Source organism: Metapseudomonas phytobenefica (assembly GCF_043392685.1).
In the GTDB taxonomy this organism is placed as follows: domain Bacteria; phylum Pseudomonadota; class Gammaproteobacteria; order Pseudomonadales; family Pseudomonadaceae; genus Metapseudomonas.
In genome coordinates, this window is the sequence record NZ_JBHZGM010000001.1 from 121750 (window position 1) to 142639 (window position 20890).

The window sequence follows — 20890 nt, forward strand, 5'->3', positions numbered from 1 at the left end:
ACTCTTGCGAGCCTCCGCCACTTCAGCACACCACGCTGAGTAAAATCAGGTCGTACGGATCAGGTGATCGAAGGCGCTGAGCGACGCCTTGGCGCCCTCGCCCACGGCGATCACGATCTGCTTGTACGGAACCGTAGTCACGTCACCGGCGGCGAACACACCGGGGATATTGGTCTGGCCCTTGGCGTCGATGATGATCTCGCCACGCGGCGACAGCTCCACCACGCCCTTGAGCCATTCGCTGTTGGGCAGCAGGCCGATCTGCACGAAGATGCCTTCCAGCTCGACGGTATGCAGCTCGTCGGTGGTGCGGTCCTTGTAGACCAGGCCGGTGACTTTCTGGCCATCGCCTTTCACCTCGGTGGTCAGCGCGCTCTTGATGACCTTGACGTTGGGCAGACTGGCCAGCTTGTTCTGCAGCACGGCGTCGGCACGCAGCTTGTCGTCGAACTCGATCAGGGTGACGTGGCCGACGATGCCGGCCAGGTCGATGGCCGCTTCCACGCCGGAGTTGCCGCCACCGATCACCGCCACGCGCTTGCCCTTGAACAGCGGGCCATCGCAGTGCGGGCAGAAGCACACGCCCTTGGCCTTGTATTCCCGCTCGCCCGGCACGTTCATTTCGCGCCAGCGGGCACCGGTGGACAGGATCACGGTCTTGGCCTTGAGGCTGGCACCGCTCTCGAATTTCACTTCATGCAACTCGCCTTCAGCCTTGGCCGGAACCAGTGCGCTGGCGCGCTGCAGGTTCATGATGTCTACCTCGTACTGCTTGACGTGCTCTTCCAGGGCACGGGCCAGTTTCGGACCTTCGGTCTCCTTCACGGAGATGAAGTTCTCGATGGCCATGGTGTCCAGCACCTGGCCGCCGAAACGCTCGGCAGCAACGCCGGTGCGGATGCCTTTACGCGCAGCGTAGATGGCCGCGGAGGCGCCAGCGGGACCACCGCCGATCACCAGCACGTCAAAGGCTTCCTTGGCGTTGAGTTTTTCGGCATCGCGAGTGGCGGCGCCGGTGTCGATTTTGGCGAGGATTTCCTCCACGCCCATGCGGCCCTGGCCGAACACTTCGCCATTCAGGTAGATGCTCGGCACCGACATGATTTGGCGCTCGTTGACCTCATCCTGGAACAGCGCGCCGTCGATGGCGACGTGGCGGATGTTCGAGTTGAGCACAGCCATCAGGTTCAGCGCCTGCACCACGTCGGGGCAATTCTGGCAGGACAGCGAGAAATAGGTTTCGAAATTGAACTCGCCCTCGATGGACTTGACCTGCTCGATCACATCACTGGCGAGCTTGGACGGGTGGCCGCCCACTTGCAGCAGGGCCAGCACCAGCGAGGTGAACTCGTGACCCATGGGGATGCCGGCAAAGCGCAGGGAAATGTCCGCACCGGGGCGGTTCAGGGAGAACGACGGACGACGGGCGTCGCTGCCATCGGTCTTCAGGGTGATCTTGTCGGTCAGGCCGACGATGTCTTGCAACAGCCCGAGCAGCTCACTGGATTTGTCGCTGTCATCGAGGGACGCGACGATCTCGAACGGCTGGGTGACCTTCTCGAGGTAGGCCTTCAACTGGGTTTTAAGATTGGCGTCCAACATGTGCGAACTCCTTTATTGCGGGCATGAGTCACCCCTCGACGGTCGTCGCCGGCCGCCCGAAGCGGGATGAGGGGTGTGAAGCAGGCGGATGGCCAGGCCATCCGCCGGAGCATGGAGCGAAAATGGGATGGAACACGTCGCGAGCGACGGCAGTGCAAGGTGAAATCAGGCCGGGGCGCGCAGTCAGGGCGCGGAGTTTACGAGCTGTAAATGAGCAGCCCGAGCCTGACTTCAACGCAGCAATGCCTAGCGCAGCAGCGTTCCGCCCATTTTTAGATCTTGCCTACCAGGTCGAGGGACGGAGCCAGAGTGGCTTCGCCTTCTTTCCACTTGGCCGGGCAGACTTCGCCCGGGTGAGCGGCAACGTACTGGGCAGCCTTGACCTTGCGCAGCAGCTCCTGGGCGTCACGGCCGATACCGCCGGCGTTGACTTCAACGATCTGGATCTTGCCTTCCGGGTCGATCACGAAGGTGCCACGGTCAGCCAGGCCAGCTTCTTCGATCAGCACTTCGAAGTTCTTGGACAGAACCCAGGTCGGGTCGCCAACCAGCGGGTACTGGATCTTGCCGATGGTGTCGGAAGTATCGTGCCAGGCCTTGTGGGTGAAGTGGGTGTCGGTGGACACGCCATAGATTTCCACGCCCAGCTTCTGGAATTCGGCGTAGTTGTCAGCCAGGTCGCCCAGTTCGGTCGGGCAAACGAAAGTGAAGTCAGCCGGGTAGAAGAAGAACACGGACCACTTGCCTTTCAGGTCGGCTTCGGTCAGCTCGACGAACTTGCCCTGGTGGTAGGCGGTGGCTTTGAACGGTTTGACTTCGGTGTTGATCAGAGACATCGCAACGTCCTCGTTGGGTTGGAAATTTACCCGACAAAGACTATTGGGTTATTCCAAAAAGATCATATTGATTGACCCCATCAGAACGATTGATTACCTCAATGTTGCCCCGACGCCCCGTGCCACGTGGGCTGGAGCATCGGAGCAGCGAGCCTCAGGCCAGGCTTTCGTCCAGCACCAGTACCAGTTTTCCTTCCACCTGGTTGCTGGCCAGGGTCTCGAAAGCGGCCTCGGCGTCCCGCGCAGGGAAGGCACGTTCCAGGCGCGGCTGCAGACGACGCTCCTCGAACAGCGGCCAGACATGCTGGCGCAACTCACTGATGAGGTCGGCCTTGAACTGATCGTCACGGCTGCGCAGGATCGAGCCGATCAGTTGCACCCGCTTGCCCAGCAGCAGGGCCATATCGAGTTCCGCCTTGCGGCCGCCCATCAGGCCGATGTTCACCCAGCGGCCGTCGACCGCGGCCAGTGCCAGGTTGAGACTGGCGTAGTTGCCGCCGACGGGGTCGAGGATCACATCGAAGGGACCGAAGTCGCGCAGGCTTTCCAGGCCCTCCCCCCGCAACACACCCCCCTGGGCACCAAGGGACTTGCAATAGGCCAGGCGCTCGGCAGAACCCACGCTGACCCAGCAGGGGCTGCCGAAGGCCTTGCACAGCTGGATGGCCGCGGAACCCACGCCACTGGCCCCGGCGTGCAACAGCACCTTCTCGCCGGGTTTCAGGGCCGCCAGCTGGAACAGGTTGAGCCAGGCGGTGGCATAGACTTCCGGCAGCGCCGCGGCTTCGGCCAGGGACAGCCCCTCGGGCACGGGCAGCACATGGCGCGCATCCACGACCACCTCCTCGGCCATGCCGCCGCCGGCCAGCAGGCAGCAGACGCGATCGCCCACCTGCCAGGCACCGCTGCCGGCGCCGACTTCGCTGATCACCCCGGAGGCTTCCAGGCCGAGGATGTCACTGGCCCCCGGCGGTGGCGGATAGAGCCCCGCACGCTGCAGCAGATCGGCACGGTTCAGGCCGGCGGCGGCCACACGGATCCGCACCTGCCCCACGTCACAGGCCGGGCTGGCCCGCTCCCCCCACTCCACGCGTCCGTCGACGCCTTGCAATGCCTTCACGGTGCCTCCATAGTGAAGTTGGATCCGGCCCGGCGACCTGCCGGGCCTTCGCGTTGCGCCAATGGAACCCGGCGCCCTCAAATACGGCCTAATATGCGTTATCACCTGTCCCGACGTCGAATCAGCATGAAGCGCTCCCTGATCAGTTCCGCACTTGCCCTGGCCCTCAGCATCAGCGCGCTGCCGCTGCATGCCGCCCAAACCGCCCCGAACAGCTGGGACGCCCTTCAGCCCGACCGTGAACAGGTCATTGCCAGCCTCAATGTGGTGGAGCTGCTCAAGCGCCATCACTACAACAAGCCGCCGCTCAACGACGAGCGCTCGGTGAAGATCTACGAGGGCTACCTGAAGATTCTCGACCCGGCGCGGATGTACTTCACTGCCGGCGATATTGCTGAATTCAACAAGTGGCGCACGCGGTTCGACGACCTGCTGAAAAGCGGCGACCTGGAGCCCGGATTCATCATCTACAAGCGCCACCTGGACCGCCTCAAGGAGCGCCTGGACTTCGCCCTGGCGATGCTCAGCCAGGGCGTCGACAAGATCGACTTCACCGTCGACGAAGACCTGGATACCGATCGCGAGAAAGCGCCCTGGGCCAAGGACCGCGCCGCCCTCGACGACCTCTGGCGCAAGCGCGTGAAGGACGAAGTCCTGCGCCTGAAGCTGGCCAAGAAGGAACCCAAGGCCATCCAGGAACTGCTGGTCAAGCGCTACAAGAACCAGCTTGCGCGCCTCGACCAGACCCGTGGCGAAGACGTGTTCCAGTCCTATATCAACGCCTTCGCCCAGACCTACGACCCGCACACCCAGTACCTCTCCCCGGACAACGCGGAGAACTTCGACATCAACATGAGCCTGTCCCTCGAGGGCATCGGCGCCGTGCTGCAGAGCGACAACGAGTACGTGAAGGTGGTGCGCCTGGTACCAGCCGGCCCGGCCGAGAAGAGCAAGCAGGTGGCCCCGGCCGACAAGATCGTCGGTGTCGCCCAAGGCAACGGCGAGATGGTCGACGTGATCGGCTGGCGCCTGGATGAAGTGGTCAAGCTGATCCGCGGACCGAAGGGTTCGGTGGTGCGCCTGGAATTGATTCCGGCAAGCAACGCGCCGAACGACCAGACCAGCAAGGTGGTCGCCATCACCCGTGAAGCGGTGAAGCTGGAAGAACAGGCGGCGAAGAAATCCGTCCTCAACCTCGAGCATGAAGGCACCAAATTCAAGCTCGGCGTGATCGAGGTGCCGGCCTTCTACCTGGACTTCAAGGCGTTCCGCGCCGGCGACCCCGAGTACAAGAGCACCACCCGCGACGTGAAGAAACTCCTCGGCGAACTGCAGAAGGAGAAGGTCGACGGCGTGGTCATCGACCTGCGCAACAACGGCGGCGGCTCCCTGCAGGAAGCCACCGAGCTGACCGGCCTGTTCATCGACCAGGGGCCGACCGTGCTGGTACGCAACAGCGACGGCCGCGTCGACGTGCTGGCCGACGAGAACACCGGCGCCTTCTACACCGGCCCGATGGCCGTGCTGGTCAACCGCCTGTCCGCCTCGGCTTCGGAAATCTTCGCCGGCGCCATGCAGGACTACCACCGAGCGCTGATCATCGGCGGCCAGACCTTCGGCAAGGGCACCGTGCAGACCATCCAGCCGCTGAACCACGGCGAACTGAAGCTGACCCTGGCCAAGTTCTACCGCGTCTCCGGCCAGAGCACCCAGCATCAGGGCGTACTGCCGGACATTGAGTACCCCTCGGTGGTGGATACCAAGCAGATCGGCGAAAGCGCCCTGCCCGAGGCCATGCCCTGGGACAGCATTCGCCCGGCGGTCAAGCCTGAGCTGGACCCGTTCAAGCCGTTCCTCGCCGAGCTGAAAGCCCGCCACGACGCACGTACCGCGCAGAACCCGGACTTCGTCTACAGCCGCGAGCGCCTGGCGCTGTCGCAGAAGCTGATGAAAGACACCGTGGTCAGCCTCAACGAGACCAAGCGCCGCGCCCAGCAGGCCGACATCGAGTCCAAGCAACTGGCGATGGAGAACACCCGCCGCAAGGCCAAGGGCGAAGAGCTGCTGAAGGAACTCAAGCCGGAAGACGAGGACGCCGTGCCGGTGGAAGAGGAAAAGACCAAGCCGGAAGACGACGCCTACCTGGCCGAGACCGGGCAGATCCTGCTGGATTACCTGGGCCTGAATGCCGCGGTGGCCAAACACTGAAATGATGTCATCAGGTTACTGACGTGAAATCCGGGGCCGCAAATGCGGCCCCTTTGTTTTTCACGAGAAACAGCATGACTGTCACAAGGACGTGCTAAAGCCGATTGCCGAACTGAAGGTTCAGCAGGCCCGCCACGCCGGGGCCGTGCCCGGCTACAGCCTGCACATCATAGAAACGGGACGAGGACCTGCAGGCGCGGACAGCGCTTTCGCGAGCATGCTTGCGCCTGCGGGCAGGTACTGCATGGCGTCGCGACTCAGCCAGTCAGAGTCCCAGGCTGTCGGCCCGCCGCGCCATTTGCTCGGCGGCCTCGGCATCGGCCTCCAGACCCGGCCCGCCGTCGCGATAGAGATCGGCCAGTTTACGCGCGGCCAGCGGATGACCGGCATCGGCCGCCAGGCTCCACCATCGCGCAGCCTCGGCGGCATCCGGCGCCTGCCGGGCATCACCCGCTAGGCTCAGTACGCCCAGCTGGTAGGCGGATTTTCCATCACCGCCCTGCGCGGCCAGGCGCAACAGGCGAATGCCCTCCTCCCGCGCCCCAAATCCGTGACCACGATGCAGCAACAGGTGGCCGTAGAAGCTCTGCGCAGGCACGTCCCCCAGGGCTGCCATGCGCGAATACTGGCCCTGCATCCACTGCCAGGCACGGGGCTGGGCCACCAGTTTGGGGAAGCGCATCAGCCAACGCGCTACCTGGTAGCCGATCCGGGCCCGCAGTTTCCAGAGCATCATTGCTCCGTGGGGTAATTGAATTCGAACACGCGTACCACTTCGGCGGCATGCCAGGACGCCGCGGCAGTGCCATCCGGCGGACCGGAGAAGCGGCCCAGGCGTTCGACGCACTCGAAGAAGCCGGTGCGCGGCAGGCGACTGGCGCCCTGACTGATCACCAGGGAACTGCGCAGTGGACGCTCGGCACGGGCGTCGAGGGCGGCCAGGTGCTCAAGCGCCGCGGTGAGGGTCTGCATGGCCGGGGACGGCAGTTGCAGGCGCTCGATCAATGCACGATAGGTCAGCAGATGGCGCTGACGGCGGGCATCTTCCAGTTCGGTCAACAGGGCTTGCCAGTGCTGGCGGCTGATTCGCAGGCTCAAGATCCGGACTCCCAGCCGGAGACCCCGAGGACACGCGCCAAGCCGCGCTTGATGGCTTCATCAGGTTCGCGCTCGCCGCTTTCGATCAGCCCGAGGTAGTGGGGGCTGATGCCCACGGCGCGGGCCAGTTGCTCCAGGCTCTGGCCCTGGGCCTCGCGCAGCGACTTCAGTTGTCCGAGCGCTTTCCTGGCTGGTTCGGCGGCCGTTTCTGTCGTGGCCTGGCCGGCGGCGCGCAACAGCGCCTGGTACTCGGCCCAGGGCAGAACCGCATATTCCGCCTGGCCGTCACGCATGATCACTTGCACACTCATTGAAGCTCCCCGTGGAACGCAGTGCCGACGGCTTCAGCACCTCCATGCAGGCCGCCATCTTATCAGGCCAAGGGCCTGCAGAGGGTGAACTATACTGCGTCCACCAGGCAGGGGAAGGCTCGTGACGCGGCAATTTCGTGCAGTGTTGTGGATACTTGCCAGTCTCTGGCCCGGCCTGCTGCTGGCCCAAGAGCTGCGCTGGGGCTTCGACCCTGCCGACGGCATGCCTTACGCACAGATCAGTGACCATGCCCTGCTCGGCGGCTTCGTCCTCCGCCTGGGCGAGCGAATCGCCAGGGATCTGTCCGTCTCGGTGAGCTTCATCGAAACCCCGAACAAGCGCATCGAGGCCTCCCTGAAGAGCGGCCGCATCCACCTGATCTGCAATTCCAATCCGGAATGGATGATGGACGCCTCGGCCTATCACTGGTCACCGCCCCTGTTCGAGGAGGAATACGCCCTCCTCCAGCACCGCGACACCCCGAGCATCCAGGGTCTGGCCAACCTCAAGGGCAAGGTGCTGGGTACGAGCCTTGGCTTCGCCTACAGCCTGCCGCTGATGGAAGCCTTCGCCAGTCACGCTGTGGAACGCAAGGACGTACGCGACCTGGATACCCGCCTGAACCTGCTCAGCCATAAGCGGCTCGACGCCATCATCGACATGCGCCGCAGCCTGGCCTACGAACTGGCGACGCGCCCCGAAGCTCCACTGGTCTTCAGCCCCTGGGTGGTGGAGCGTTACCGCATCCATTGCGCCTATGGCAGCCAGTTGCCAATAGCGGCGGATCGACTGGATACCGCGCTGCAGAAGCTGCACGACAGCGGCGAACTGGAAGCGCTGCTACAGGGCGAGCAGCGGCGCGCCGGGCGTCAGGATCGCTGAGAGTCCGGCGCCGGCAAACGCTCCAGCGCCGCCTGAACCTCCGGGGCCTGCCCCGCGCGCCAGGCACGAAAGGCATCCAGCTCACCGCTCCAGGTCTTCAGGACCCAGGCCAGCACCGCCAGGTCGTCGACGAAGCCCATCCCCACCAGCCAATCCGGTAGCGCATCGAGCGGCGTGACGAAATAGAGCAAGGCACCCACCACGGCGAGAAACGCCTTGGGATTGATCTGCCGGTACTCGCCCTTCAGCCAGGCGTTGGCGAGGGACAGTAACAGTCGCAGGTCGTCCTTCACCGAACCGAGCCGGCCGCTCTGGCTCGAACTCTTGCGCGATACCGCCAGCAGCAGCGAAGGCAAGCGCCCTCCGGCGAGGAAACGCTGTGCCAGAGTCAGGTAACGCTCGAAGTTCCAGGGTGCTTTCATGGGGTGATCCTCGGCAGAAGCCTGGTCTAGAGAGGGCGGCGCGGTTATCCACGAAATCTGTGGATAACCTTGTTAGCAGTTTTCCACGAAACCGGGAAGAAGCCCATGTCATGGGGCTCCGCGACAGATCGGGCAAAATTTGCCCAGCGCCAAAAGACCAGCAAAATCAAGCATTTGACCGGACGGTCGGCAATGCGACTCCAGGTCGCAGCCATCGCGTCCGCGGCTGCCCGGTCATGTGCATAACCGTAACACTCAACCGACGCTCCACTCCCGATGTGACCAAAAGGTCGGTTCGTGGTTCAAGCGGGACCGCCGCGGAAACGAAAACGCCCCGTCGAGACGGGGCGTTGCGGGGGCCGGCTGTCGCTTACTCTTTGTCGGCAGCGTTCGGGTCCTTGATGCCGAGCAGTTCCAGGTCGAACACCAGCACCGAGTTGGCCGGAATGGCCGGGCTCGGGCTCTGCTCGCCATAGGCCAGCTCGCTGGGAATGTAGAGCTTGACCTTCTCGCCCACATGCATCAGCTGCAGACCTTCGACCCAGCCGGGAATCACGCCATTGACCGGCAGGTCGATGGGGCTGCCACGCTGGATGGAGCTGTCGAACACGGTGCCATCGGTCAACTTGCCTTCGTAGTGAACGGTCACCACGTCGTTGGGCTTGGGCTGGGCGCCTTCGGCCTTCTTCACGATTTCGTACTGCAGGCCGGAGGCGGTGGTCACCACGCCTTCGCGCTTGCCGTTGTCTTCGAGGAACTTCTTGCCGGCCTTGGCGTTCTCGGCGTTCAGTGCGGTCATGCGCTCTTCGGCACGCTTCTGCAAGAAGGCGAAGGCTTCCACCAGCTCTTCATCCTTCAGGCGCTGCTCCTTCTTGCCGATGGCGTCTTCGATGCCTTGGGCGACAGCCTTGGGATCGAGGTCATCCATGCCTTCCTGGGCGAGGCTCTTGCCCATGTTCAGGCCAATACCGTAGGAGGCCTTCTGGGCCGGAGTCTTGAGTTCAACGCTGGTCTGCGAATCGCAGCCCGCGAGAACCAGGCCCACGAGGGCCACGGCGGCGGCCAACCGATGTTGTTTCATGCTGAATCCTTGTCTGTCGCCATGCTGGCAATACGATGGAGCGGCGAGCTTAACAGGCCGCCGCGCAGAGTGGCTATGGGCAATAAGAACGGAGTTCCGGCAATTAGTTCAGCGACTTGCCCGGCATCACGTAAGCAATGATGTCGGACTTGCGGACACTTTCCGCAAGGCAAAGTAAAAGCCCTCAGGTATCGCTACCTGAGGGCTTTGTAGTGGCGCAGCGGACGGGACTCGAACCCGCGACCCCCGGCGTGACAGGCCGGTATTCTAACCGACTGAACTACCGCTGCGCGTAACTGCGAGATTGGTGGGTGATGACGGGATCGAACCGCCGACCCTCTGCTTGTAAGGCAGATGCTCTCCCGGCTGAGCTAATCACCCAAATACGATCCAAACAGGACCGCATTCAAATTAAAAGCCCTCAGGCATTACTACCTGAGGGCTCTGAATATGGCGCAGCGGACGGGACTCGAACCCGCGACCCCCGGCGTGACAGGCCGGTATTCTAACCGACTGAACTACCGCTGCGCGTAACTGCGAGATTGGTGGGTGATGACGGGATCGAACCGCCGACCCTCTGCTTGTAAGGCAGATGCTCTCCCGGCTGAGCTAATCACCCTTCACTCTCGAAGTGGGGCGCATTCTAGAGAGGTATCCGAACCCTGGCAAGCCCCTTTTGAAAAAAAATTCTCAGGCCTTCCAAAGGCTTAGCTCAGGGTTGAGCCCGACGCCTCCCGGTGAGAATAATGCGCGCTTTGTGTCCGGAGGTTTTCCCCCTATGTGGTTTCGCAACCTGCTTGTCTATCGCCTCACCCAGGATCTGAATATCGATGCCGAGGCGCTGGAAGCCGCGCTGGCAACCAAGCCGGCCCGGCCCTGTGCCAGCCAGGAGCTGACCACCTACGGTTTCGTGGCGCCCTTCGGCAAGGGCGCGGATGCGCCGCTGGTGCACGTGAGCGAGGGCTTCTTCCTGATCGCCGCGCGCAAGGAAGAGCGCATTCTGCCGGGCAGCGTGGTGCGCGATGCCCTCAAGGAGAAGGTCGACCAGATCGAAACCGAGCAGATGCGCAAGGTCTACAAGAAGGAACGCGACCAGTTGAAGGACGAGATTGTCCAGACCTTCCTGCCCCGCGCCTTCATCCGCAAGTCCACCACCTTCGCCGCCATCGCCCCGGCCCAGGGACTGATCCTGGTGGACGCTTCCAGCCCGAAGCGCGCCGAGGACCTGCTTTCCACCCTGCGTGAGGCCATCGGCTCGCTGCCGGTGCGCCCGGCCTCGGTGAAGATCGCCCCCACCGCCACCCTCACCCAGTGGGTCCAGACCCAGGAAGCCGCCAGCGACTTCTACGTGCTGGACGAGTGCGAACTGCGCGATACCGACGAAGACGGCGGCGTGGTGCGCTGCAAGCGCCAGGACCTGACCAGCGACGAAATCCAGCTGCACCTGACCTCCGGCAAGCTGGTCACCCAGCTGTCCCTGGCCTGGCAGGACAAGCTGTCCTTCATCCTCGACGACAAGCTGGTAATCAAGCGCCTGCGCTTCGAGGACCTGCTGCAGGAGAAGGCCGAGCAGGACGGTGGCGAAGATGCCCTGAGCCAGCTCGACGCCAGCTTCACCCTGATGATGCTGACCCTGGTGGAGTTCATCCCCCAGCTCTTCGAAGCCCTCGGCGGCGAAGAGATTCCCCAGGGCATCTGACCCTGCCGCGCCGGCCCCGACCGGCGCACTCCTGCCTGGGCAGGTCCGTCGATCCCGGCGGACTTGCCCAGCCAGTCAAGATGTGCAAAATACTGCACAGCGTAAGGACGACCTTACCACTCTGCGAGTGATCACCGGGGACGGCCCCGCCTCAACCTGTCGTCCATCTGGAGTTCACCATGTCCTGGATCATTCTCTTCTTCGCCGGCCTGTTCGAAGTGGGTTGGGCCGTAGGCCTGAAGTACACCGACGGTTTCAGCAAACCGCTGCCCACCGCCCTCACCGCCCTCGCCATGATTATCAGCCTTGGTCTGCTGGGCCTGGCCATGAAGGAGCTGCCGCTCGGCACCGCCTATGCCATCTGGACCGGCGTCGGCGCGGTCGGCACGGTGATCGCCGGGGTCATCCTGTTCGGCGAGTCGATGGCGCTGGTGCGCCTGCTCAGCGTCGCGCTGATCGTCGGCGGCCTGATCGGCCTCAAGCTCAGCCACTGACCGGCCACCCTGAAACGAACAGCCCGCCAATTGGCGGGCTGTTTCATTCAGCGGGCATCCCCCCGCAATTCGGCCACCTGCAACTGCAAGGTCTGCCGATCGGCCAGTTCCGGCGACAGGGGCGCACCGGCCACCAGACGGATGCGCGACCAGAATCGCTTGAAGAGCCCCTTGGCCGGGTCGCGGCTGAAGAAGCTGCCCCAGAGCCCCTGCAACGCCATGGGAATCACCGGCACCGGGTTTTCCTCGAGGATGCGTTCGATGCCGCTCTTGAACTCGTTCAGCTCGCCATCGCCAGTCAGCTTGCCCTCGGGGAAGATGCACACCACTTCGCCGTTGCGCAGGTACTCGGCGATCTTCTTGAAGGCCGCGTCGTACACCAGCAGGTCCTCGTGGCGCGCGGCGATGGGCACCGTCCCGGCGGTGCGGAAGATGAAGTTCAGCACCGGCAGCTGGTAGATCTTGTAGTACATGACGAAGCGCACCGGCCGCCGCACCGCGCCGCCGATCAGCAGCGCATCGACGAAGGACACGTGGTTGCACACCAGCACCGCCGGGCCTTCTTCGGGAATCGCTTCCAGGCCCTTGTGCTCCACGCGGTACATGGAATGGCCCAACAGCCAGACCAGGAAGCGCATGGTGAACTCGGGAACGATCTTGAAGATGTAGCTGTTCACCGCGATGTTCATCAGCGACACCACCAGGAACAACTCGGGAATCGACAGCCCGGCGACGCTGAGGAAAAGGATCGAGACGACGGCCGACACCACCATGAACAAGGCATTGAGGATGTTGTTCGCGGCGATCACCCGGGCCCGCTCGTTCTCCGCCGTGCGCGCCTGGATCAGCGCGTAGAGCGGCACGATGTAGAAGCCGCCGAACAGGCCGATGCCGAGGATGTCGCCGAGGATCAGCCAGGCCTGGCCGTGGCCCAGCAGCGCCAGCCAGTCGTGCGGCGCCGCGCCCTGCGGGAATTCGCCGGAATGCCACCAGAGCAGCAGGCCGAACAGGGTCAGGCCGATGGAGCCGAACGGCACCAGGCCGATCTCCACTTTGCCGCCCGAAAGGCGCTCGCAGAGCATCGAGCCCATGGCGATCCCCACCGAGAACACGGTGAGGATCAGCGTCACCACGCTCTCGTCGCCATGTAGCAGTTCCTTGGCATAGGCCGGGATCTGCGTCAGATACACCGCGCCGAGGAACCAGAACCAGGAGTTACCCACCAGCGAGCGCGACACCGACGGCCGCTGGCCCAGCCCCAGGCGCATGATCTGCCAGGACTGGCGGAAGATGTTCCAGTCCAGTTTCAGTGCCGGCAGCGCCGCCGCCGCCCGGGGAATGCCCCGGCTGGCGAGATAGCCCAGGCTCGCGGTGAAGACGATGGCGCAAGCCACCACCGGCTCGTAGCGTTCGACGGACATCATGACGCCGGCGCTGATGGTGCCGGCGAGGATGGCCAGGAAGGTGCCCATTTCCACCAGGGCGTTGCCCCCCACCAGCTCATCCTCCCGCAGCACCTGCGGCAGGATCGAATACTTCACCGGGCCGAACAGCGCCGAGTGGGTGCCCATGGCGAACAGTGCCAGGAACAGCAGCGGCAGGCTGTCGAAGAAGAAACCCAGCGCCCCCACCGCCATGATCGCCACTTCGGCCAGCTTGATCGCGCGGATCAGCGCGTCCTTGGCGAACTTCTCGCCGAACTGTCCACCCAGGGCCGAGAACAGGAAGAACGGCAGGATGAACAGCAGCGCGCAGAGGTTGGTGAAGATGCTCTTGTCGCCAGAGATGGCGAGCTTGTAGAGGATGGCGAGGATCAGCGACTGCTTGAAGATGTTGTCGTTGAAGGCGCCGAGCAATTGGGTCACGAAGAACGGCAGGAACCGCCGCGTGCCCAGCAGGGCGAATTGCGAGTGTTGGCTCATCTTCCTTGGTACCTGGTGATTGGCTGGAAACCGCACGTCGCTGATTGGACAGCAGGACCATGGCCGAAAGCCACATCTACCAGGAAGATGTTTGCGCGAATTCGCAGGTGTCTCCGTGTAGGAGAATTCATTCGCCAAGGGCAGCGAAGCTCCCCCCCTGCAGAATCGAAGGGCGCACCTGCGGTCCGCGTGGCGATTGAAATCGCCCCTTCTACAAACCCGTTTCCCGATTCAGATCGGCAACTGCCCCAGCGCCCAGCGCAGCAGGAAGAACAGCACCAGGCCACCGAGGATGGTCGCCAGCAGGTGACGGCTCAGGGAGGCGATCAGGATGGCGCCGAGGCCCGCCAGCAGGTAGGCGTTATCCAGCGCCAGATGCAGGTTCTGGCCATCGGGCATCAGCATTCCCGGCACCACGATGGCGGTGAGCACGGCGGTTGGCACGTAGTGCAGACCCTGGCGCACCACCGGGGGAAAGCTCAGGTTCGGCCAGGCGAACAGGCTGTAGCGGATGGCGAAGGTAATGGCCGCCATGCCGAGAATCAGGCTCCAGGCTTGCACGAGATGTCCTCCCGGATCAGATCGAGGCGATAACGATGTTCCAGCACCACGCCCACGGCGATGCCGCAGAGGGCCGCGGCCATCAGGCCCAGCTTGTACGGCAGGCCCTGGCAGGCCAGCGCCACCGCGCCAGCCACCAGTGCGGCGGCCACCTGCGGCTTGTTGCGCAACATGGGCACGACAATGCCGATGAAGGTGGCGAGCATGGCGAAGTCCAGGCCCCATGCCGCCAGGTTGGGCACCGCCTGGCCGAAGAGCACGCCCACCAGGGTGCACAACTGCCAGTTCAGGTACATGGCCAGGGCGGCGCCGAGGAAGTACCAGTGCTTGTGCGGCGAATCGTCCTTCTCGGCGTAGCGGTGCTGCACCACGGCGAAGGCTTCGTCGGTCAGCCAGAAGGCCAGCGGCATCCGCCAGCGGGCAGGCAGGTGGCGCACGAAGGGCTGCAGGGTGGCGCTGTAGAGGGCATGGCGCAGATTGACCACGAAGGTGGTCAGCAGGACCACCGCGGCCCCGGCGCCGCCGCTGAGCAGGGTGATCGCGATGAACTGGGACGAACCGGCGAACACCAGCATCGACATGCCGATGGCCTGCCAGGCGGACAGCCCGGCACCGCCCGCGAGCGTGCCGAAGATGATGCCGAACGGGATGGCGCCGACGATCATCGGGACGATGTCGCGGGCGCCGTGGATGAACTCAGTGATACGGGACATGCGGCCTCCTTGTCCCGGAAGGCTAGCGGACGGCCGTCAATGGGTCTTGAACGATCTTGCGCAGGCGTTGCGGTATTCGCCCGGTCCCACGCCATAGGCCTGCTTGAACTGGCGGGTCAGGTGGCTCTGGTCGGCAAAGCCCAGCTGGGCCGCCACGCCGGCGGGCTCGCAACCGGCCTTGAGCAGGGCACGGGCCTGGTCCAGACGCTGCTGTTTGAGCCAGGCATGCGGCGGCATGCCAGTGGCGCGACGGAAGGTGCGGGCGAAATGGAATGGCGAAAGCCTTACCGCGGCGGCCAGTTCCTCCAGGGACGGCGGCTCGGCCAGGCGTTCGCGCAGCAACTCCTTGGCACGCAGCACGGCCAGGGGCTCGCGACCCGGGGCGCCGGGCTCCGGCAGCCGGGCATGGCGACGGAACAGCGCCAGCAGGGCCTCGCGCCAGGCGGTCTGTTGCTCCAGGGCACAGGCATTGGCCTCCAGCAACCGATGGAGATAGGTGAACATCCGCACCAGATCGGCATCGTGGTGAACGCTACCGATGAAGGCCGGCATTCCCGCCAGCGGCAGTTCGAGTTCTTCCAGGGCGCTGCGCACCTGGGCGATATCAGGATAGAACACCCGGTAGCGCCAGCCGTCGTCGTGCCCCTTGGAGCCGGTGTGCACCTCATCCGGGTTGATCAGCGCCAGGCTGCCGGCACCGGCCAGGTGATCGACGCCACGATAGCGGTAGCGCTCAGCGCCCGCCTCCACCACGGCGATCACATAGCCGTCGTGCACATGGGGCGCGAAGCGATGTTCGATATAGCGCGCAGACAGCAGCTCCAGGCCATCCAGATGGCCCGCCTGCCAGAAATGCGCGTCTTCCCTCTGCCCGCCCATGGCTATGCGCTGAACAGCGCCTCCAGGCGTTGCTTCACGTCCGGCCAGTCGCGGTCGGTGATGCTGTAGAGCACGCTGTCGTCGAGCCGGCCGTCCGCCAGACGGCGATGGTTGCGCAGCACACCCTCACGCTGGGCGCCGAGTTTCTCGATGGCGCGCTGGGAGCGCAGGTTGCTGGCGGCGGTCTTCAGTTGCACCCGCACCAGCTGCCATTCCTCGAAGGCGTGGCGCAGCATCAGGTACTTGATCGAGGCGTTCAGGCCACTGCCATGCTCGCCGGCGGCCAGCCAGGTCCAGCCGATCTCGGCGGCCGGCAGGCTGGGCATGAAATCGGAAAAGCGCGTGGTGCCCACCAGGTTGTCGCCCAGACGGATGGCGAAGACTACCGCCTGCCCTTCCCGCTGGGCAGCCACAGCCTGGCGATACCAGTCGGGCCGCAGCGGACCGTTCATGTACACCAGGGCTTCGCGATTGGCTTCGGCCAGGGTCACCAGCACCGGGATATCGGCCTCCGCCAGCGGTTCGAGGCGCAAGGCGCCGCGCTGCAGGGTGACCGGTTGTGGATTGAACATCTGCGCCCTCCTCAGGCGAAAGAACCCTGCCGGATGAGTACGTCGCGCCAAGCGAATTGCCGTGCAGGTGCCCGCGCAAAAAACCGGACGGCGCGGGTGAACGAGCACGCTAACAGCCCCGGTGCGGGCGCTCAAGAGCGCCTGCGACCTTGGTCGCAGCCGCCTGACGAATTGCCGACTTTGATGCGAAACTGCGGGAAGCCGAATTTTCGCGGGCCTCCCCCGCCACCGTACCAACCGGAGTCGCAATGTCGCTGTCCAGCGGGCTGATCGCCACGGTCGCCTTCCTCTATATGGCCATCCTCTTCGCCATAGCCTTCTACGGCGACCGCCGCAGTGCGCCGCTGTCCCCGCGCCTGCGCGCCTGGGTCTACAGCCTGTCGCTGGCGGTCTACTGCACCAGCTGGACCTTCTTCGGCGCCGTTGGCCAGGCCGCCGGACAGGTCTGGAACTTCCTGCCCATCTACCTCGGCCCGATACTCCTGCTGCTGCTGGCACCCTGGGTGGTGCAGAAGATGGTGCTCATCAGCAAGCAGGAGAACATCACCTCCATCGCCGACTTCATCGCCGCGCGCTATGGCAAGTCCCAGACCCTGGCGGTGGTGGTGGCGCTGATCTGCCTGGTCAGCGTGCTGCCCTACATCGCCCTGCAGCTCAAGGGCATCGTCCTCGGGGTGAACCTGCTGATCGGCTCCGGCGCCGACTCCTCCGGCACCCGCGCCCAGGACACGGCGCTGATCGTGTCCCTGGTGCTGGCCCTGTTCACCATCCTCTTCGGCACCCGCAACCTCGACGCCACCGAGCACCACCGCGGCATGGTGCTGGCGATCGCCTTCGAATCCCTGGTCAAGCTTCTGGCTTTCCTCGCGGTGGGCGCCTACGTCACCTTCGGCCTGTTCGACGGCTTCGACGACCTGTTCGAGCGCGCCCGCAATGCCCCGCAGCTGGAGCACTACTGGTCGCAGTCCATGGACTGGTCCTCGCTGCTGGTGCAGACCGGCGTCGCCATGCTCGCCATCATCTGCCTGCCCCGGCAGTTCCACGTCACCGTGGTGGAGAACATCGAACCCCGCGACCTGCGCCAGGCGCGCTGGGTGTTCCCGATCTACCTCGCCCTGGCCGCCCTGTTCGTCGTGCCCATCGCCCTGGCCGGACAGATGCTGCTGCCCGGCGGCGTGATGCCGGACTCCTTCGTCATCAGCCTACCGCTGGCCGAGGCCCATCCGACCCTGGCGCTGCTGGCCTTCATCGGCGGCGCCTCGGCGGCCACCGGCATGGTGATCGTCGAAGCCGTGGCGCTGTCGACCATGGTCTCCAACGACATGCTGCTGCCCTGGCTGCTGCGCCGGCAGAACGCCGAACGGCCGTTCGAGGCATTCCGCCACTGGATGCTCTCGGTACGCCGGGTGAGCATCGTGGTGATCATCCTGCTGGGTTACGTCAGCTACCGCCTGCTGGGTTCCACCGCGAGCCTGGCGACCATCGGCCAGATCGCCTTCGCCTCCATCGCCCAGCTCGGCCCGGCGATGATCGGCGCGCTGTTCTGGAAACAGGCCAACCGTCGCGGCGTGTTCGCCGGCCTCGCCGCCGGCGCCGCGCTCTGGGCCTACACCCTGGTGCTGCCGGTGATGGCGCGTGGCCTGGGCTGGCCGCTGGAGAACTTCCCGGGCCTGACCTGGATGATGAACAACCCCCTGAACCTGCCCATCGATCCACTGACCCAGGGCGTAGTGCTGTCCCTGGCCGGCAACTGGATCCTCTTCGCCTGGGTATCGGTGTTCTCCCGCACCCGCGTGTCCGAACACTGGCAGGCCAGCCGCTTCATCGGCCAGCAAGTGTCCGCGCGTTCCAGTTCCCGCACCCTGCTGGCGGTGCAGGTGGACGACCTGCTGATGCTGGCTTCGCGCTTTGTCGGCGAAGAACGCGCACAGCAGAGCTTCGTCCGCTTCGCCTATCGCCTGGGCATCAGCTTCAACCCGGCGCAGAACGCCAACCAGGACTGGATCACCCACACCGAACGCCTGCTCGCCGGCGTACTCGGCGCCTCCTCGGCGCGGGCCGTGGTGAAGGCGGCCATCGAAGGCCGCGAGATGCAGGTGGAAGACGTGGTGCGCATCGCCGACGAAGCCTCGGAGGTGCTGGAGTTCAACCGCGCCCTGCTGCAGGGCGCCATCGAGAACATCACCCAGGGCATCAGCGTGGTGGACCAGTCGCTGCGCCTGGTGGCCTGGAACCGCCGCTACCTGGAACTGTTCGACTACCCCGACGGGCTGATCAGCGTCGGCCGCCCCATCGCCGACATCATTCGCTACAACGCCGAACGCGGTCTGTGCGGCCCGGGCGAGGTGGAGTCCCATGTAGCCCGTCGCCTGTTCTGGATGCGCCAGGGCACGCCGCACACCTCCGAGCGCCTGTTCCCCAATGGCCGGGTGATCGAATTGATCGGCAACCCCATGCCCGGCGGCGGCTTCGTCATGAGCTTCACCGACATTACCGCCTTCCGCCAGGCCGAGCGGGGGCTCAAGGACGCCAACGAAGGGCTGGAACAGCGGGTCGCCGAACGTACCCGCGAGCTGTCCAAGCTCAACCAGGCGCTTACCGAGGCCAAGGGCACCGCGGAAGCGGCCAACCAGTCCAAGACCCGCTTCCTCGCCGCCGTCAGCCACGACCTGATGCAGCCCTTGAACGCTGCGCGACTGTTCTCCGCCGCCCTCAGCCACCAGCAGGACGCGCTGCCCCCTGAGGCCCGCGAACTGGTGAACCACCTGGACAGCTCGCTACGTTCGGCCGAGGACCTGATCACCGACCTGCTGGACATCTCGCGCCTGGAAAGCGGCCGTGTGACCCCCGACCGCAACGCCTTCCCCCTGGCCTCGCTGTTCGACACCCTCGGCGCCGAGTTCAAGGTGCTGGCCCAGGAGCAGGGCATGGACTTCCGCCTGCGTGGCAGCAAGCTGCGGGTAGAAAGCGACATGAAACTGCTGCGCCGGGTGCTGCAGAACTTCCTCACCAACGCCTTCCGCTATGCCAGGGGACGGGTGCTGCTGGGCGTGCGGCGCGACGGCAACAACCTGCGCCTGGAAGTCTGGGACCGTGGCCCGGGCATCCCGGAAGACAAGCGCAAGGTGATATTCGAGGAGTTCAAGCGCCTGGACAGCCACCAGACCCGCGCCGAAAAAGGCCTTGGCCTTGGCCTGGCGATTGCCGACGGTCTCTGCCGTGTGCTCGGCCACAAGCTGGAAGTGCGCTCCTGGCCGGGCAAGGGCAGCGTGTTCAGCGTCACCGTGCCCATGGCCCGCGCGCAGCAGCCCTCCCCCATCGTGCAGAAGCAGGCCGAAGCCAATGGTCAGGCCCTCGCCGGTACCCAGGTGCTGTGCATCGACAACGAGGACAGCATCCTCACCGGCATGCACAGCCTGCTATCGCGCTGGGGCTGCCAGGTCTGGACCGCGCGCAACCGCCTGGAATGCGAGCACCTGCTGGCCGAAGAAGTGCGGCCGCAACTGGCGCTGGTGGACTACCACCTGGATGAAGGGGAAACCGGCACCGAACTCATGGCCTGGCTACGCACCCGCCTGGGCGAACCGCTGCCCGGCGTGGTGATCAGCGCCGACGGCCGCGCCGAACTGGTGGCCGAAGTCCACGCCGCCGGCCTGGACTACCTGGCCAAACCGGTGAAGCCGGCTGCGCTGCGGGCACTGATCAGCCGGCATGTGAGCCTGCGCTGAAAAACGGTGGATGAAAGAGCGTCATCCACCGGCTGGCTGAAGCTCGCACGGAAACACAATCGCGGGCTCGGACTGCATCCTTGTGGGGGCGAATTCATTCGTCAAGGGCAACGCACCTGCCCCTGACACCAGAGAGCAGGCCCTTGGCCTGTCTGGCGAATGAATTCGCCCCTTCAGGAGTATCCCGGCCTACCCCACCACACAGGTTTCCAGACGCTATTCCAGGCCCCCTATGCGGGATCGATAAAGCGTGTCCACCCTGCAAACGGCATCAGCCCCGCAGCGGAACTCAGAGCTCCTCGTCTTCGCGCACCAGCACGCAATGCAGGCCGTCGTCGTCTTCGATGCAGTCGTAGAGATAGAACATCTGCACTTCGCTGGAGGCGGTGACCACTGCAACGAAATCGCCGGCATCGGCGAGGAAGAATTCGCGGGTTTCCGGGTCGGCCTGGCATTCGATCAGCGCGGTGACGAAGGCAGAAGGCTCGATGTCGCCGAAGTAGTCGTCGCGTTCCTGTGCGCTCCACTCGGCTGGTGCCTCGAAGTGGCCGGTGAAGAGGATGCGCGCATCGCCCAGGTCTTCCTCTTCGGCGTCCAGGTCGTTCTCGTCGGGGCGATAGAGGCTGCAGTCCAGGGCATCGGCGTGGCCGAGTACGGCCTGGCGGGCGGCCAGGCGCTTCTGCGGATCGAGGCCGGCAGCCAGGCAAATCTGCTCCCAGCTGTCTTGCGGGCGTGGGGACACGGATGGATTCCTTCTAGGA

The 20890-nt window shown here is 64.7% G+C and carries 19 protein-coding genes and 4 tRNA genes; 5 read left to right on the plus strand and 18 right to left on the minus strand.

The features are described 5' to 3' along the window. Positions 1-45 precede the first annotated feature (45 nt). The 3 genes from ahpF to ACFW0B_RS00575 form a co-directional block, all read right to left on the minus strand. Entirely contained in the window at positions 46-1602 is a 1557-nt protein-coding gene (gene ahpF, locus ACFW0B_RS00565; protein WP_449146022.1) for an alkyl hydroperoxide reductase subunit F, read from the minus strand. Between the two features lie 272 nt (positions 1603-1874). Next, complete coding sequence (ahpC, locus tag ACFW0B_RS00570; protein ID WP_449146023.1) at positions 1875-2438, minus strand: alkyl hydroperoxide reductase subunit C; 564 nt, start codon at positions 2436-2438, stop codon at positions 1875-1877. Positions 2439-2592: 154 nt separating this feature from the next. Continuing rightward, positions 2593-3558 (minus strand): NAD(P)H-quinone oxidoreductase, encoded by a 966-nt coding sequence (locus ACFW0B_RS00575; protein ID WP_449146024.1) that lies wholly within the window; start codon positions 3556-3558, stop codon positions 2593-2595. Positions 3559-3684: 126 nt separating this feature from the next. On the opposite strand from ACFW0B_RS00575, the gene ACFW0B_RS00580 reads away from it, so the two are divergent. After that, positions 3685-5766: a carboxy terminal-processing peptidase gene (locus ACFW0B_RS00580; RefSeq protein ID WP_449146025.1), complete on the plus strand. Its 2082-nt coding sequence runs from the start codon at positions 3685-3687 to the stop codon at positions 5764-5766. Positions 5767-6031: 265 nt separating this feature from the next. Here the strand turns inward: ACFW0B_RS00580 and ACFW0B_RS00585 are convergent, their stop codons facing one another. From ACFW0B_RS00585 to ACFW0B_RS00595, 3 genes are read right to left on the minus strand one after another with little or no spacing between them, the layout of a single operon-like run. Continuing rightward, entirely contained in the window at positions 6032-6499 is a 468-nt protein-coding gene (locus tag ACFW0B_RS00585) for a tetratricopeptide repeat protein (RefSeq protein ID WP_449146026.1), read from the minus strand. Next, positions 6499-6864 carry a hypothetical protein gene (locus ACFW0B_RS00590; RefSeq protein WP_449146027.1) on the minus strand — a complete coding sequence of 122 codons (366 nt, stop codon included), beginning with the start codon at positions 6862-6864 and terminating at the stop codon, positions 6499-6501. The genes ACFW0B_RS00585 and ACFW0B_RS00590 overlap by 1 nt, the downstream gene beginning before the upstream one ends. Then, a complete protein-coding gene (locus ACFW0B_RS00595) occupies positions 6861-7175 on the minus strand; it encodes a helix-turn-helix domain-containing protein (protein ID WP_449146028.1) in 315 nt (104 codons plus the stop codon). Before ACFW0B_RS00595 ends, ACFW0B_RS00590 begins: the two co-directional genes overlap by 4 nt. A 121-nt stretch (positions 7176-7296) precedes the next feature. Between ACFW0B_RS00595 and ACFW0B_RS00600 the strand changes: the two genes are divergently transcribed. Beyond that, positions 7297-8058 carry a substrate-binding periplasmic protein gene (locus tag ACFW0B_RS00600; protein ID WP_449146029.1) on the plus strand — a complete coding sequence of 254 codons (762 nt, stop codon included), beginning with the start codon at positions 7297-7299 and terminating at the stop codon, positions 8056-8058. On the opposite strand, the gene ACFW0B_RS00605 is transcribed toward ACFW0B_RS00600, so the two are convergent. The 6 genes from ACFW0B_RS00605 to ACFW0B_RS00630 all read right to left on the minus strand — a co-directional run bounded on the left by ACFW0B_RS00605 (position 8046) and on the right by ACFW0B_RS00630 (position 10180). Continuing rightward, positions 8046-8480: a YkvA family protein gene (locus ACFW0B_RS00605; RefSeq protein WP_449146030.1), complete on the minus strand. Its 435-nt coding sequence runs from the start codon at positions 8478-8480 to the stop codon at positions 8046-8048. The two genes, ACFW0B_RS00600 and ACFW0B_RS00605, sit on opposite strands and share 13 nt — an antisense overlap. A gap of 370 nt (positions 8481-8850) precedes the next feature. Further along, complete coding sequence (locus ACFW0B_RS00610) at positions 8851-9561, minus strand: FKBP-type peptidyl-prolyl cis-trans isomerase (RefSeq protein WP_449146031.1); 711 nt, start codon at positions 9559-9561, stop codon at positions 8851-8853. Positions 9562-9774: 213 nt separating this feature from the next. Next, positions 9775-9851: transfer RNA gene (locus ACFW0B_RS00615), tRNA-Asp, on the minus strand. Between the two features lie 15 nt (positions 9852-9866). Next, a tRNA-Val gene (locus ACFW0B_RS00620) sits at positions 9867-9942 on the minus strand. 70 nt (positions 9943-10012) lie between these two features. Next, a tRNA-Asp gene (locus tag ACFW0B_RS00625) sits at positions 10013-10089 on the minus strand. A gap of 15 nt (positions 10090-10104) precedes the next feature. Continuing rightward, positions 10105-10180, minus strand: a tRNA-Val gene (locus ACFW0B_RS00630). A 159-nt stretch (positions 10181-10339) separates the two neighbouring features. Here ACFW0B_RS00630 and rdgC point away from each other — a divergent pair. Further along, the gene (gene rdgC, locus ACFW0B_RS00635; RefSeq protein ID WP_449146032.1) at positions 10340-11260 is read left to right on the plus strand and encodes a recombination-associated protein RdgC; all 921 of its coding nucleotides are present in this window, start codon (positions 10340-10342) and stop codon (positions 11258-11260) included. Positions 11261-11439: 179 nt separating this feature from the next. Continuing rightward, entirely contained in the window at positions 11440-11754 is a 315-nt protein-coding gene (gene sugE, locus ACFW0B_RS00640) for a quaternary ammonium compound efflux SMR transporter SugE (RefSeq protein WP_449146033.1), read from the plus strand. Positions 11755-11801: 47 nt separating this feature from the next. Here the strand turns inward: sugE and ACFW0B_RS00645 are convergent, their stop codons facing one another. From ACFW0B_RS00645 to ACFW0B_RS00665, 5 genes are all read right to left on the minus strand, one after another. Then, complete coding sequence (locus ACFW0B_RS00645; protein ID WP_449146034.1) at positions 11802-13676, minus strand: MFS transporter; 1875 nt, start codon at positions 13674-13676, stop codon at positions 11802-11804. 231 nt (positions 13677-13907) lie between these two features. Next, positions 13908-14237, minus strand: coding sequence for an AzlD domain-containing protein (locus ACFW0B_RS00650; protein ID WP_449146035.1), 330 nt, complete (start codon positions 14235-14237; stop codon positions 13908-13910). Beyond that, positions 14219-14950, minus strand: coding sequence for an AzlC family ABC transporter permease (locus ACFW0B_RS00655; protein ID WP_449146036.1), 732 nt, complete (start codon positions 14948-14950; stop codon positions 14219-14221). Before ACFW0B_RS00655 ends, ACFW0B_RS00650 begins: the two co-directional genes overlap by 19 nt. A gap of 36 nt (positions 14951-14986) precedes the next feature. After that, positions 14987-15829, minus strand: coding sequence for an AraC family transcriptional regulator (locus tag ACFW0B_RS00660; RefSeq protein WP_449146037.1), 843 nt, complete (start codon positions 15827-15829; stop codon positions 14987-14989). A gap of 2 nt (positions 15830-15831) precedes the next feature. Beyond that, the gene (locus tag ACFW0B_RS00665) at positions 15832-16401 is read right to left on the minus strand and encodes a GNAT family N-acetyltransferase (protein ID WP_449146038.1); all 570 of its coding nucleotides are present in this window, start codon (positions 16399-16401) and stop codon (positions 15832-15834) included. Between the two features lie 248 nt (positions 16402-16649). Between ACFW0B_RS00665 and ACFW0B_RS00670 the strand changes: the two genes are divergently transcribed. Next, positions 16650-20129, plus strand: coding sequence for a hybrid sensor histidine kinase/response regulator (locus tag ACFW0B_RS00670; RefSeq protein ID WP_449146039.1), 3480 nt, complete (start codon positions 16650-16652; stop codon positions 20127-20129). Positions 20130-20418: 289 nt separating this feature from the next. On the opposite strand, the gene ACFW0B_RS00675 is transcribed toward ACFW0B_RS00670, so the two are convergent. Further along, the gene (locus tag ACFW0B_RS00675) at positions 20419-20838 is read right to left on the minus strand and encodes a hypothetical protein (protein WP_449146292.1); all 420 of its coding nucleotides are present in this window, start codon (positions 20836-20838) and stop codon (positions 20419-20421) included. Positions 20839-20890: the final 52 nt, after the last annotated feature.